Source organism: Mycobacterium sp. (assembly GCF_035697385.1).
Taxonomy (GTDB): Bacteria; Actinomycetota; Actinomycetes; order Mycobacteriales; family Mycobacteriaceae; genus Mycobacterium.
This window is the reverse complement of record NZ_DASSCY010000018.1, coordinates 1-13,493: the sequence shown is the minus strand read 5'-3', so window position 1 is coordinate 13,493 and position 13,493 is coordinate 1. Positions and strand designations below refer to the sequence as shown.

Genomic DNA, 13,493 nt, shown 5'->3' with positions numbered 1-13,493 from the left:
GGTCAGTCGTCGGCCTCAACCGTCTCGACCATGGTTGACATGCTCTCCGGCGTCGGCGGCTGCTCGTCGGGTCGCCACGCTTGAAGCAGCAACACAGCGGCGCCCCGCAACATGCGCACGTACTCATCGACATCGCCCGATGACCGGCATGACTCGATCCGGCCTGCGACGTCGGGCACCAACGGCTTGAGGGCGGTCGCAATGCTCAGGCCCAAGCGACCCTCGGTACTTGAGCTCTTGTCGAGGAGAGTCAGTAACTGCTCGATCTCCGGCCGCGTCAGGCCGGGGTATATATGCGGGAAGTCACCGAGCAGATCGTCTTTGACACTCACGGGCACCGGGGTGCCCGTACGAGCGACCCGATAAACTCGGAGCCCGCAGGCCTCCTTAGCTCAGTGGTAGAGCGTTCGCCTTGTAAGCGGAATGTCATCGGTTCAATCCCGATAGGAGGCTCCACAGCCTGGCACGGCCAGTTGTCGGTAGCCGGTCGTAGCGTCCTACACGTGAGACAGTGTCGCGGCTGCGGTTCGCCACTCTCGAAGCGCAGCCAGAAGGTCTACTGCAGTAATGCATGTCAGGCAGTGGTTCGACGCGAGACCAGTACGAAACGCTGGCTCGAATCCGGCCAGGCGTGGGTCAACGCCGAGCACAGTCACTACATACGCCTATATCTTGCCGCCGCTCAGTCGGGCTGTTGCGCGATTTGCGGCGGAGCCAGCGAGTGGTTGGGCCTGCCTCTCGCATTGGTGTTGGACCACATCGATGGGGACCCGACGAACAATCGACGGGAAAACCTGCGGCTGGTCTGTCCGAACTGTGACCCACAGCTTGCGACGTACAAGAGTCGCAACCGTGGCAACGGGCGCCACTACCGCCGGCAGCGATACGCCGACGGCCAGTCCTTCTAGGAAACCTCCGTCCGTAAACGTCGTTGGCCAGGGTGCCCGTTCTCGTTACGGCGCAATGTAATTCAGGTGGCCGCAACCTCCACCTTGATCAGTTCGCGCACCAGGTCCGCGCGAGCCAGGGCCTGCGCGGCATCCTCGGAGGCGGTGAGGATCACGAAGCCGTGCCGCGTTTTGGAACTCACCGTCTCGGGGAGCACGTCCCCGGCCGAGAACGGGAAGTTCAGGGTGTGAACGAAATCCAGCCCGCGTGCCTCGTCGATGCCCGACACCGACTGGAGGACCCCGCTGGGGAAGCACAGGTACGCGATGTGCCCGATGGACTCCGCCGGGCCGGGCTGGGGCGCCCGGCCGGCGAGGGCTCCGAAAATCGCCTGCTTGATGTCGAAACCCTGTGCGATCTGGATGATGTCCGGGATCTTGTCCCCGCCAAGCCGGGCCTGCGACTCCACGATCCGTGGCCCGTCCGCGGTCAGGATGACCTCGGTGTGCGCTGGGCCGCACTGGTACCCGACGGCGTCAAGCAGTTCCACCGCGAGGGCGGCCACCCGACTGGTCTCCGCCGTGGCCGACGCGCCGAACAGGTGCCCACGCTCGACGAAGTGCGGCAGTGGGCCGAGCAGCTTGCGGGTCACGCCGATCACGTGGTGCTCGCCGCGCACCGTCAGCGTCTCCACGCTGAACTCCGGGCCGCGGAGGTACTCCTCTACGAGCAGCGGCCCGTCGTAGGAGTAGGCGGCCAGCTCCTCGCCCCAGGCGGGCAGGTCGGCCGGGTCGGTGAGCAGATAGATCCCCCTGCTGGCGGACAACGTGGTCGGCTTGACGACGACCGGCAGCGTGAAGTCCGACAGCAGTGCCGCGACGTCCGACCAGTGCTCCGCGATGGCGAACCGGACCGCGGAGATGCCCTTGTCGCGCAACAGGGTTCGCATGGCGAGCTTGTCGTTGAGCAGGGCCACCGAGCGCGGTGAGTTGACCGCCTTTCCCAGTTCGTCGGCCACCTCGTACGCCAGCATCATCGATTCCTCACTACCGACATGCCACACGTGGTCGGCGTCGGTTTCTCGCACGGCCGCCCGGATCGCGTCGGCATAGGCGGCGTGATCGGTGAAATCCACCAACCGGAAACCGTCGGCTTGTGCCTCGACGTCCCGGAGGTACTGGGCGGCCTGCGCGCCGAACAGCCGCTCGGCCTCGGCCGGATCCCATATCGCGTGGATCCGCAAACCCTCGGCTTGGGCCTTCTTTATGTATGCCTGGTAGGGCATCACCATCACGAGGTTCGTCATGTCGTCTCTCCTGCTTCCCGGTGGGTGTGCACCGCGATTTGTTGGGCCGCGGCCTCGGCGATCCGGCCGGCCAGGTATGGATCGTCGGCGGTGGCCAGGACGTGGCCGATCCGGTCCTCGTTCACCCGCAAGGGGTTGACCCGCGCACCCGGCTCGACGGACACCACGGCCTCGCAGACCCCTGGCACCGCAGCGGCGATCTCCAGTCCTGTGACACTGTCCACAACGCCGGCAGGTGCGGTGACGTACCGAATCGCCGCGCCACGTACGGGATTCGCCTCGATGGCGCCGACGGCCTCGCCAAGGTACTGGCGGATCAGCAGCTCCATGGTGGACAGCCCGAAGCTGCGGTCCATCAGCTCGGTGATCTGGTCACCGGCCGGTCGTGGATTGATCTCGATCAGCTTGGGACCCGCCGCCGTGTACTTGAGCTCCACGTGCGCGATGCCGAGGTCGAAGCCCACCGCCGCGGTCGCGGCCACCGCGGTCCGTTCCAGCTCCTCCCGGATCCGGGTCGGCAGCGCGGTCGGAAAGCTATGTCCGAGTTCGATGAACCGGTTGCCGCCGCCGACCAGCTTGTCGGTCACCCCGAGCACGCGAACGGATCCGGCCTCGGCCAGCACCTCGACGCTGACCTCGAAGCCGACAAGGCATTCCTCGACGAGCACCTCGGGATGACGGGGCTGACCGCGGCGGTTGGTCGGTTCGGACCGCACCGCCGAGAATCCGTCGACCACCTCGGCCACGGTCGTACACCGGACGACATTGGCCCCGCTGGTCTCGTCGACCGGCTTCACCACGCACGGCAGTCCGATTTCCTCGGCGGCCTGCGCGGCCTGCTCGGCCGTCGTCACGGCGCGGAATGCCGGGATAGGCACGCCGCATTCTGCCCAGCGCCGCCGCTGGTCGGCCTTGTTGCGCGCGATTCGGATGGCGTCCGGATCGGGGCCGGGCAGGCCGAGCTGGCGGGCCACCTCGGCGGTCTGAACCACCTCGTACTCGGCGACTGAGAGCAACGCGTCGAGCGGATGTGTCGCGTCGAGTTCCTTCACCGCGGCCAGCAGCTGCGCCAGCTCATGGGTGGGGCAGTAAACGACCTCGTCGACGCAGGTGTCCAGTACCTCCGTGCCGCCGGGTGTCGCGTGATAGCGATCCAGCCCGCAGGTGAAGAAGGTGACGTGCAAACCCAGCTTCCGCGCCGCACGTAACGCGTCGAACCCGGATCCGGAGCGGTTCGACTCCACAAACCCGATGTGTTTCATGTGCACTCGTCCGTTCTCTTAGTCGTAGTTCAGGTCGCCGGAGCGAGCCCGCTTCAGCTCGAAGAAATGAGGGTTGGCGGCCAGCGTCCTGGCGCTGTCGAAGATGCGTGCCGCCTCCTCGCCGCGCGGGATGGCGGTCAGCACCGGCCCGAAGAACCCGATGCCGTCGATGTGGATGGCCGGGGTGCCGAGATCCGCGCCGACCGGTTCCAGCGCCGCGGCGTGGCTCTTGCGCAGCGCCTCGTCGTAGTCGGTCCCGTGCGCGGCGTCCGCAAGCTCGGGCGGCAGGCCCACCTCGGCGAGGGCCTGCCCGATCACCTCCGGGTAATTCTTGTTGCGCCCCTTGTGGATTCGGGTGCCAAGCGCGGTGTAGAGGTCGCGCAGCACCTCCTCCCCGTGGTGCTGGGCGGCGGCGATGCAGACGCGGGCAGGCCCCCACGCACGGTCGCAGAAGTCTCGGTACCACTCGGAGATCTCGCGGTCCTCGTTGAGCACGGACACGCTCATCACCCGGAACCGCAGATCGATGTCCCGCCTGGGTTCCACCTCGAGGATCCACCGGGAGGCGATCCAGGCGAACGGGCAGGCGGGGTCGAAGTAGAAATCGACGGTGGTCATCAGGCCTCACTCTCGGTGTCGACGAGCCGCATCCAGCCGAATTCGTCCGGAGTTTGGCCGTACTGGATGTCGATCAATGCGTCCAGCAGGCGCGACGTGACCGGGCCCGCGGTGCCGTCACCCACCTGCCACTCCCGCTGCGCGGAGACGACGTGCCCGACCGGGGCGATGGCTCGGGCGGTGCCAGACGCGAACGTCTCGGTGATGCGCCCGTCTCGGCAGCCTTGCTCCCACTCATCGAGCGTGAGGGGCTCCTCGGCGACCGGGTAACCGAGCGTCGTCGCCAATCGCAGGATCGAGTCCCTGGTGATGCCGGCCAGCAGGGTTCCACTCAGCGGCGGCGTGCGGAGGCGGGCGCCTTGGGCGGTCGACTCCACGAAGAACAAGTTGGAACCGCCGGCTTCCTCGATGTACCGGCGTTCCCGCGCGTCAAGCCACACGACCTGGTCGCAGTCGTTTGCCGCGGCCTGTCGCTGGGCGATGTAGGAGCCGCCGTAGTTGCCGCCACACTTGACGCCGCCGGTGCCGCCCGGCGCCGCACGGACGTACTCCGTGGCTGCCCACAACCGCATGGGCTTCGGGTCCACGGAGCATGCGGGCCGCGCCGGGGTGCCGATCACTGCGAACAGGTATTCGGCTGCGGGGCGGATGCCCAGGCCCGTCTCCGTCGCAATCATGAACGGCCGCAAATAGAAAGCCTGTCCCCTGACGCGCGGCACCCAGTCGCCGTCGGCCCGCAGCAGCGCGTCGGTCGCCGCGACGAAGTCCTCCTCGGGCAGCGTGGGCATGGCCATCCGGCGCGCCGAGCTGTTGAACCGGCGGGCATGATCGGCGGGCCGGAACAGGGCCCGCTGACCGTGCGGGCGCCAGAACGCCTTCAAACCCTCGAAAATCGTCTGGCCGTAGTGCAATGCCATCGTGGCCGGGTGAAGCGACAACGCGGCGAGCGGCCCAACGCTTGCGTCGTGCCAGCCGACATCGGCGGACCACCGCACCGTCACCATGTGATCGGAGAAGGTGTCGCCGAATCCGGGCGTCGCGAGCAGCTCGTCCCGCCGCTCGGCTGCGACCGGCTGTGCATACTGCCGGGTGAACTCCAGCGCGGCAACATCATTCATGCGAACTCTCCTTGTCGAACTTTTCCGAGACGCTCGAGCGCGCGGTCGACCAGCGGACCAGACATACCGGTGTAGCCGGACGGATCGAGTAGCCCGGGCACGTTGCCGACAGCCACTCCGGCCTCCTCAAGCGCGACGGCGAGCAGGTCAGCGAGATCGTCACCGTCCCGCTCGGCCGCCGAAGTCGCCTCGGCCAGTAAGCGTTTGGCGTTGGCCTTGCCGAGCAGCGGCGCAAGAACGACGTTGACGCGCTCGGAGACGATGGCGCCGCGGGTCAGCCGCAAATTCGCTTCCATCGCCTCGGGCGAGACCCGTAGCGACGCCGCGAGGCGAGCGGCATTGGCGGCGGCACCGGCACCGATGCGCAGGCACTCCCGCAGGGGTTGCCACTCGGCGTGCCATCCGCCCGACGACCGCTCATCCTCAACGGCCATGGAGCCGAACAGGACGAGGGCGATGGGTGGAAGCTGCCTGGCCGCGGTCGCAATGAGCGTCGAGAACACGGGATTGTGCTTCTGCGGCATGGCCGAGGACGCCCCACGGCCCGGCGCCTGCTCTTCGGTGACCTCTCCGATCTCGGTGCGGGTGAGCACGAGGACGTCGGCGGCGAGCTTTCCGAGCGCACCCGTGGTGACCATCAGGCTCGCAGCGACGTCTGCGAGGGGGGTGCGAACTCCGTGCCAGGGCAGGGCCGGCTGCGCCAGCCCGAGGCGACGGGCCACCAATTCCGGCAAGCGCATCGTCGCGTCGGCCGGATCAACCGTGTCCAGCGCGTACTGGTGGTATGCCGCAAGCGTTCCCGCCGCGCCGCCCAGCGAGACCGGCAACGCGGCGCGCGTCCGGCACACCCGCTCCACGGCGTCGAGCACCCCATGCAGCCAGGTGGCCGCCTTCAGGCCGAAGGTGATCGGAACGGCGTGCTGGGTCAGGGTGCGTCCGGCCATCGGCGTGTCCCGGTGCCGATCGGCATGTCCGGCAAGGCTTTCGGCGCATGCCATCAAATCGTTTTCGATGCGGTCCAGCGTGGCCGCGCACAGCAGCATCAGCGCCGTGTCCAGGATGTCCTGGCTGGTGCTACCGCGGTGCACGTACTCGGCGGCGGACGCGTCGACGGACCGAACCGCGGCGGTGAGCTGCTCGACGAACGACACGACGGGGTTGGCCGTCTCGCGCACTCCCGCAGCCACCACCGCAAGGTCGATGGAAGCGGGCACGGCGGCGTCCCTGATGGCCTTCGCTGCGCCAGGCGGAATCACACCCAGCTCGGCCTGCGCCTCGGCCAGGGCGACTTCCGTGGCAAGCATGGCTGTCAGCAACGCGTTGTCGTCGACGAGGTCAGCCGCTCCTGTCGCCGCCCACGCGGGCGCCAGAATTCCGTAGTCCGTCATGCCGATCTCCCGGTCGGGTGTTCGCCACGATCGTCGGCGAGCAGCAGTGGCCGCTCATCCGCCGCGATGCGTAGGCAGGAGCGGGCGATCGCGTCCGCATCACCGAGGATCACGGAGTTGACGCCGGGACGGATGCCCGCCGCGGTCACCCAGTGCACCGACTCGGTGGGCACGCCGAACGCGAAACGCCGCGGGTGCGGGCGATCCGCAGCGTCGAGCAGCCGGTACGGCCGTCGGGTCACTGCGACACCCCCGGCGACGTAGTAGCCACCGCCGCGGATCGGAATGCGGTACGGCTGGCACTCGCCGCGCTGCAGCAGCGTGCGTAGCAGCGGGTCGGTCGTCCGGTGCAGGTCGGTTTCCGGAAGGCGCGCCTCGATCAGCGTGGCGGCCTGCACCGTGAGGTCCGGACAGGCTCCGGAGTGCACGACGAAGCGTCCGTCCGAGCACTCGACCCGCACGTCCGGGCCGAGAACCTCGAGCACACCGGCATCCATGAGGGCGCCGAACTGCTCGATGCGTTCGGCGGGCGGCCCGATCGACAGGTGGGCGTTCAACGGCATGTACCAGCGCTGCAGTTCGTCCCGGTAGGAGTCGCCCGACAGGCCACCGTGGTCCACGAGCAGCCGGATCTCGTTGCGCAGGTCGCGCAGGACGTCCAGAGCGGCCTTGCGCGGACCGGTCACGTTCCCCTTGCCGGCCTCCTGGACTTCAAGGTCCAGATACGACCGCAGCCAGGTGCGGAACCGTTGGGTCGAGGAGACGTCGTCGTCGGTGAATGGCGCCGCGATCTTGCGCCAGTCCCAACTCTGTTCGGGATCGATATCGAACTTGGCGAGCACGGTGCGTTGCTCGTCGCTCTCCTCGACGGCCAGTGGGTCACCGAAGATCGGCACCGCCGCGGGCTCCGCCGTGGCGAACATCGCGGTGAATTCGTCTGCGTCGCAGATGCATCGACGCTCCTGCACCAGGGTCGCGTAGTACACCGTGCGGACTTCCTGGTCGATCATCGGCCAGATGTCGCGACGGAAGTCTGCGGGTGCCCCCGCGTCGGCGCGGGTCCGCAGCCGTTCGATCACCTCGGCGGTCACGTACCGGGGCTGATGCCGGCCTGCCGACCCCTTCTGGTTCTTGCCGCGGGCGTGGTACGGCACTCCGCGCCGAGATCCGGCAATCAGCTTGGGTTCCCGTCCCGACGGAAGGTAGGTCAGGGTGGCCGGGCTGTTTTCGGACTCGCGCACGAACGTGCCTCCACGACCGATGGTGAACAGCGCCATGTAGTCGAAGAAGTTCAGGCCCAAACCGCGCAAGATCACCGATTCGCCCGCGCGTATGTCGTCCAGTGACACGTCGGCCGGGTTGCTCGGCGCGATGTACCGCAGGCCATGTCGGTCCGCGAATCGGCTCAGCGCCGCCTCGGACTCGCCGAGGTGATGCGGCATGTGGCCGAGTGCGAGCACCACCGCCTGCAAGTCGCCGAGGATCTCCCCGTTGTGTAATACAACTTCCTGCAAGCCATTTGGGGTGTCACGAACGTCGACGGCGGTTGCCTGGTGCGACTCGAAACTGACACCCGGGGGTGCCGTCCAGATCATGCGATCGCGCGCCCACTGCAGATAGCTCCCGTAGAACGCACGGGACGGATAGTCGTCGGGTCCGAGTCCGGCGGCTTCGACTCGATCGGCTTCCGGCACATTCGGGCTGCCGATCAAGGCGATGGAGCGGGCCCACTCGTAGAGGCTCGGCCCGGTCACCACCGGCCCGGCGCAGTCGACGGTGTCGTCGACGAAAACTGTCACCTGGCAGGCGACCGTGTTCATCAACAGCACCCGGTCCTGCGTGCTGCGCCATACCTGGCCGCCGTCCAACACATGCGGGTCGATGATGTGGATGACGAGCTCCCGCCCTTGCGGCAGAAGTGATTCGGCGTTCGCGCAGAGGCGTTCGGCGACGGACAAGCCGCGTGGGCCGAGCCCAACGATCGCCAGCTGCAGCTTCTCGGTAAACACCAACGGCCCCGATCTATTCGACGCCGCTCAAGCGGCGGCCGAGTCCAGCCGCCACCGGAGCGAGCCGGCCCATCAGGTCGGCGAACTGTTGTGGGCGGATCGCCTGGGCGCCGTCGCACAACGCCTGCTCCGGCTGGACGTGGACATCGATCAGTAGCGCGTCGGCGCCGACCGCGACCGCGGCCAGCGACAGCGGTTCCACCAGTTCTGGCCGCCCACCGGAATGGCTGGGATCGACAATGACCGGCAGGTGGGTGCGCTGCTTCCACAGCGCGACCGCGGTGAGGTCGAGCGTGAAGCGTGCCGACGGCTCGAACGTGCGGATACCCCGTTCGCACAGCACCACTTGGTCATTACCCTCGAGCAGCAGGTATTCGGCCGCGGCGAGGGTTTCCTCCACGGTGCAGCCGAAGCCGCGCTTGAGCACGACCGGTAGGCCGCTCTGGCCGGCCGCGGTCAGCAGTGCGAAGTTCTGCATGTTCCTGGCCCCGATCTGGAGCGCGTCGACCACCGTGGCCAGCCGCTTGACGTGTTCCGGGTCGACGACCTCGGTGACGACGGGCAGGCCGGTCCGCTCCCTGGCCTCGGCCAGCAGTTCAAGGCCGTCCCACTGAAGGCCCTGGAAGGAATGTGGCGAGGTCCGCGGTTTGAAAACACCGCCCCGCAGGCCGACTGCGCCGTGTTCGGCGACGACGGCCGCGGTGGCCAGCGTTTGGTCCGGCGATTCGACCGCACACGGTCCGGCGATCACCGCGACAGAACCGTCGCCGATGGTGGTCGGTCCGAAGGAGACTTCGGTCCCGCCAGGGCGCAGTTCCCTGCGCCCCAACCAGACATCACTGTTCCTCAGCACTCGGTGGGTCGGCGCAGGAAGCTTCGGCCCCGCTGTGTGGATGAGGTCGACATCGGATACCGAAAGGACCAAAGTGCCGCCCAGCCAGTACATCTCGGGGGGTGCGCCCGCGGATTCCAGGTGCGTTATCCATCCCTCGACGCCGGCGCGGGTAACGGTCTGGTCGAATACGAGCAGAGTGTCTGAAGTAGTCACGGTGATTTCCGATCGGATTAGGTGAGCGCAGCGCTCGTAGCGAGGTTTTTGTTTCGGCGGTCGCCGAGGTAGAGGGCGAGGTCCTCGTACTTGTCGCGCAGGTAGCGCTTGAGCGACTTGCCGGTGACGCCGAGCGGGAAGTCTCCTTCGCCGTTCGCGACCTCGACCACGGCCAGTTCCGGCTTCCCGGCGGCGCGCAACGCTTTATTGGCCGCGAACAACACCTCTTCCGGGTAGATGTCCTCTCCGGTCACCACGGCGACGGCCACCTTCTCGTTTCGGTACCCGCCGGCGACGACCGTGCAGTCCTTGACGCCGTCGACCTCGTTGAGGACGAGCTCCTCGATCTGCACTGAGTAGCCGGGTCCCTGGGCGGTGTGCACCACGTCGACCGCGCGGTCGACCTGGTAGAAGTAGCCGTCCTCGTCGCGGTAGGCGATGTCGCCGGTCAGCCAGTAGCCGGCGAGAATGCTCCGGTAGTAGGTGTCCTGGTTGCCCCAGTACCCCACGGTCATCGACGGTGGTTTCGCCCCGAGGAAGCCGTACTCGTATGGCTCGGCGAGGGTGCCGTTCTCCCGCAGGATGGCGACCTCTGCAAAGCCGACCGAGCGGCCGACGCAGCGGTCCTTACGCGGAGTGGTCAGGGTGCGTGGCTGCATCAGTACGCCCCATCCCAGCTCGGTGGTCCCGAGGCGGTCGAGGAAGGCAGCTGGGGGGAGGTCTGCAGAGCGACGCGCGAGCACGTTCTTCAGGTGCCGCTCGTGCACCGCATCCCCCATGGAGACCCAGATGTTCACCGAGTCGAGGGCGCCGGCGGGAGTGTCCAGCGCGGCGAGCTCGGGGTAGGCATGGCCGAAGGCCATCACCATCGTCGGCTTGTGCTCCGGGATGGCCGCGGCCAGCTCCTCGCCGTGGACGTCCCGCCACGCCAGCAGCGGCTGTCCGGTCAACACCGCGTAGGAGGTGAACGAGATGGTGCCCTGGTGTGACTGCGGGAGCGCCGTCATGATCCGGGCGCCGGGCTCCTCCTTGTAGTCGACGGCACGGAACTTGGGGCCTTCCAGAATCGTGCGGTGGGTGTGGATGACCGGCTTGGGCAGGCCCGTCGTGCCCGACGAGTGCATCATCCCCACCGGGTCGTCGGGGCTATGAAAAAACCGTGCCTCGTCGCTCAGCGTCGCCGAAGCCGGACTCGGCATCTCCTCCATGGTCTTGATCCACTGCAGCGACAGCTTGTCCAGATCGGGCGCCATCCGGTCCAACCGCTCCACGTCGGTGTACAGACCGATCGCGCCGGTCCGCTCGCACAACGCGACCGCGCTCTCCCGGGGCGAGCGCCAGTTGATGAGCACGGCGATGGCGCCGAGCGCAGCGATGGCCGAGTAGTGCACGAAATATGCGATGGAGTCGGGCAGAAAGACCGCGACGCGGTCCTTCGGCCGCACGCCTTGCGCCAGGTACCACACCGACCAGCTCTGGATCAGGTGGTCGAGGTCGCGGAGGCTGAACTCGGTCCGCGTCTCGCCGTCGGTGTAAGGCACCGGAGTCAGCGACTTGATGAACGGCTCGTCCGGATACGGATTGATGGCCAGCATCGAGGGAAGCAGGTTGCCACCGCCGATGCTGGAGTCCGCGGCCACCTTGGCCCGCAGGTCCTGCGTCAGGACCGTGTTGTGTGTGAACGTGGTCATGACTGAAATGGTCGTGATTAAGTCGTGCTTGCGTAATCGCTGCGAAGCCAGATTTCGCTTGTCGATAGGAAACGTTTTCCTATCTGCGGGGCAAGCACCGAGCTCGTTCGATGTGCTGCGGCTGTCTCAGCGTCGAGACGCGATTACCTTCTGGCACAAGCGCATTCACGATCGGTATGACCGCTGCGAGGAAACATCCCTGCACCGCGCCGACGGCTGACAATCCCGCCGGTGGCAACACAGGACTATGGGAAAGCGACAATTCGCCATAGCGTGGCAGATATGGAGCACACTGCCGGAATGCACCTGTGGGTGGACGCCACCGCGGGCATCGCGGGCGACATGTTGCTGGGTGCATTGATCGACGCGGGCGCACCGCTCGACAGAGTCGAATTCGCAGTATCGGCCGTCGTGCCCGGCGAGGTCGAGCTACGAACGAGCACAGTGCAGCGGGCCGGCCTGCGCGCGCTAAAGGTTGATGTCGAAAGTTGCGCCGAGGATCATCCGCACCGCTCGTGGGCACGTATCCGTTCGATGCTCGAGACCGCTGAGCTGCCCAGCGCCGTCCGCACGACCGCGCTCGCGGCGTTCGCGCGGCTTGCCGACGCGGAGGCACGGGTGCACGGAGTCTCAACGGACGACGTGCATTTCCATGAAGTTGGTTCATGGGATTCGATCGCAGACATCGTCGGCGTGTGCGCCGCGCTGGCCGAGCTGGGGGTAATCCGTGTGACGGCCAGCCCGGTAGCGGTGGGCACCGGGCGGATCGGCTCGGCCCACGGCGACATGCCGGTGCCACCACCAGCGGTTCTCGAACTCGCCCGAGGGTGGCAGGTCCTCGCGGGCGGAGAGGGCGAGCTTGCCACACCCACCGGCATGGCTTTGATCCGCGCACTGGCAGACGAGTGTGGGTCGATGGCGCCGATGGAGATCACGGCGGTCGGAGTCGGTGCGGGCGGGCGTGACGTCCCCGGCCGGGCCAACGTTGTCCGTGTGGCCCTTGGCATTCCGATGGCCGACGCGCCGGCGACCGACGGCATGTGGGTACTGGAAACAAACATCGACGACCTGGATCCGCGGGTGTGGCCGACTGTGCTGGCCGCGCTGATCGAAGCGGGCGCCGCCGACGCGTGGCTGGTGCCGATCGTGATGAAGAAGGGCAGGCCCGCGCACACGCTGTGCGTACTCGCCAACGAGGCCAAGCGAGAAGCGCTGCGCGACAAGGTCTTTGCGCTGACTTCGACAATCGGCGTACGGGAGACGCAGGTGTCGCGCGTGGCCCTGCACCGGGACTGGCAGGCCGTCACGCTGCGCGGCGGCGAGGTGCGGATCAAGGTAGCTCTGCGGGCCGACCGCATCGTGCACGCAACCCCGGAGTTCGACGACGCCGCAGCGCTGGCCCGGGCCCGCGACGTGCCGGTGCGGCAGGTGCTCGACGAGGCGGTCGCGGCCGCCGACGCCGCGATGCTCCGCCCCGGCGCACGATGGTCAAGCGCGCCTGGCGAACCTCAGGACGGTGCGGCTATCTGAGCGGCAAGGTGGCCGGCGCAGTAACCGTGTTGGTCATCAATCGTTCCGGTCCATCCAGTACATGAACAAATGCCGCCCGATGCCCGGAATCTCGAACTCCTCACCGAGGGTCTGGAATCCGTGTTTGCGGTAGAAGCCAGCGACGGAAGTGCGGGCCTTGCACCAGACCGCTCCCGCGCCGGCGAGCCGCGCGTGCGTGAGCGCGGTGTGCAACAGCGCGCTGCCCGCACCGGTGCCGCGAACTTCGTCGAGGGTGGCCATACCTCGTAGATGCCAGCCTTGGCCCGGTTTCAGGCCCGGCACGGTGAATTCGGCGGGCGGATCCTCGTGATACACCGAGGCCGCACCCACCGGACGGCCCCCGTGGAGCGCGGCGAAATGCCGGGCGCCGGGCAGGTCGTCTTCGGCGTAGCAGCTGCGTTCAAACGGCAGTCCCGGACGCAACACCTGGCGGCGGATAGGCCACACCTCGGCGGCGGGAACTGGTCGCACGCACCAGGCGGGCGCCGCAGGGTCCGGGAGGTAACCAGAACCCGGCCGGTCATCATCATCAAGCACTTGGGTCTCGCGATCAGGACGGTGCGGCGATCTGAGCGGCAAGGTGGCCCGCGCCATAACCGTTGTCGATGTTCACC

The 13,493-nt window shown here is 67.5% G+C and carries 12 protein-coding genes and 1 tRNA gene; 3 read left to right on the top strand and 10 right to left on the bottom strand.

Features of this window, described 5'->3' with window-relative positions:
* Nucleotides 1-2 precede the first annotated feature (2 nt).
* Nucleotides 3-332, bottom strand: a complete 330-nt coding sequence (locus VFH65_RS01685; protein WP_353319393.1) for a hypothetical protein — start codon at nt 330-332, stop codon at nt 3-5.
* Between the two features lie 49 nt (nt 333-381).
* Between VFH65_RS01685 and VFH65_RS01680 the strand changes: the two genes are divergently transcribed.
* Both VFH65_RS01680 and VFH65_RS01675 read left to right on the top strand, forming a co-directional pair.
* Nucleotides 382-456 (top strand) — tRNA-Thr (locus tag VFH65_RS01680).
* 47 nt (nt 457-503) lie between these two features.
* On the top strand, nt 504-908 hold the full coding sequence (locus VFH65_RS01675; RefSeq protein ID WP_353319392.1) for an HNH endonuclease: 405 nt from the start codon (nt 504-506) through the stop codon (nt 906-908).
* A 62-nt stretch (nt 909-970) separates the two neighbouring features.
* Here the strand turns inward: VFH65_RS01675 and VFH65_RS01670 are convergent, their stop codons facing one another.
* Genes VFH65_RS01670 through VFH65_RS01635 form a run of 8 tightly spaced genes read right to left on the bottom strand, consistent with a single transcriptional unit; the run spans nt 971 to nt 11,328 of the window.
* Nucleotides 971-2,194 carry an ATP-grasp domain-containing protein gene (locus VFH65_RS01670; RefSeq protein ID WP_353319391.1) on the bottom strand — a complete coding sequence of 408 codons (1,224 nt, stop codon included), beginning with the start codon at nt 2,192-2,194 and terminating at the stop codon, nt 971-973.
* Nucleotides 2,191-3,456, bottom strand: coding sequence for an ATP-grasp domain-containing protein (locus VFH65_RS01665; RefSeq protein WP_353319390.1), 1,266 nt, complete (start codon nt 3,454-3,456; stop codon nt 2,191-2,193). Before VFH65_RS01665 ends, VFH65_RS01670 begins: the two co-directional genes overlap by 4 nt.
* 18 nt (nt 3,457-3,474) lie before the next feature.
* Entirely contained in the window at nt 3,475-4,074 is a 600-nt protein-coding gene (locus VFH65_RS01660) for a DsbA family protein (protein ID WP_353319389.1), read from the bottom strand.
* Nucleotides 4,074-5,192, bottom strand: coding sequence for a branched-chain amino acid aminotransferase (locus VFH65_RS01655; protein ID WP_353319388.1), 1,119 nt, complete (start codon nt 5,190-5,192; stop codon nt 4,074-4,076). The genes VFH65_RS01660 and VFH65_RS01655 overlap by 1 nt, the downstream gene beginning before the upstream one ends.
* Nucleotides 5,189-6,580 carry a class-II fumarase/aspartase family protein gene (locus tag VFH65_RS01650; protein ID WP_353319387.1) on the bottom strand — a complete coding sequence of 464 codons (1,392 nt, stop codon included), beginning with the start codon at nt 6,578-6,580 and terminating at the stop codon, nt 5,189-5,191. Before VFH65_RS01650 ends, VFH65_RS01655 begins: the two co-directional genes overlap by 4 nt.
* Nucleotides 6,577-8,589 carry an FAD/NAD(P)-binding protein gene (locus tag VFH65_RS01645; protein ID WP_353319386.1) on the bottom strand — a complete coding sequence of 671 codons (2,013 nt, stop codon included), beginning with the start codon at nt 8,587-8,589 and terminating at the stop codon, nt 6,577-6,579. The genes VFH65_RS01650 and VFH65_RS01645 overlap by 4 nt, the downstream gene beginning before the upstream one ends.
* Nucleotides 8,590-8,602: 13 nt before the next feature.
* A complete protein-coding gene (aroF, locus tag VFH65_RS01640) occupies nt 8,603-9,637 on the bottom strand; it encodes a 3-deoxy-7-phosphoheptulonate synthase (protein ID WP_353319385.1) in 1,035 nt (344 codons plus the stop codon).
* A gap of 17 nt (nt 9,638-9,654) precedes the next feature.
* Nucleotides 9,655-11,328, bottom strand: a complete 1,674-nt coding sequence (locus VFH65_RS01635; protein ID WP_353319384.1) for a class I adenylate-forming enzyme family protein — start codon at nt 11,326-11,328, stop codon at nt 9,655-9,657.
* Between the two features lie 300 nt (nt 11,329-11,628).
* On the opposite strand from VFH65_RS01635, the gene larC reads away from it, so the two are divergent.
* Nucleotides 11,629-12,858 carry a nickel pincer cofactor biosynthesis protein LarC gene (gene larC, locus VFH65_RS01630; protein WP_414688334.1) on the top strand — a complete coding sequence of 410 codons (1,230 nt, stop codon included), beginning with the start codon at nt 11,629-11,631 and terminating at the stop codon, nt 12,856-12,858.
* A gap of 36 nt (nt 12,859-12,894) precedes the next feature.
* Here the strand turns inward: larC and VFH65_RS01625 are convergent, their stop codons facing one another.
* Nucleotides 12,895-13,350 carry a GNAT family N-acetyltransferase gene (locus VFH65_RS01625; protein WP_353319382.1) on the bottom strand — a complete coding sequence of 152 codons (456 nt, stop codon included), beginning with the start codon at nt 13,348-13,350 and terminating at the stop codon, nt 12,895-12,897.
* Between the last annotated feature and the right edge of the window lie 143 nt (nt 13,351-13,493).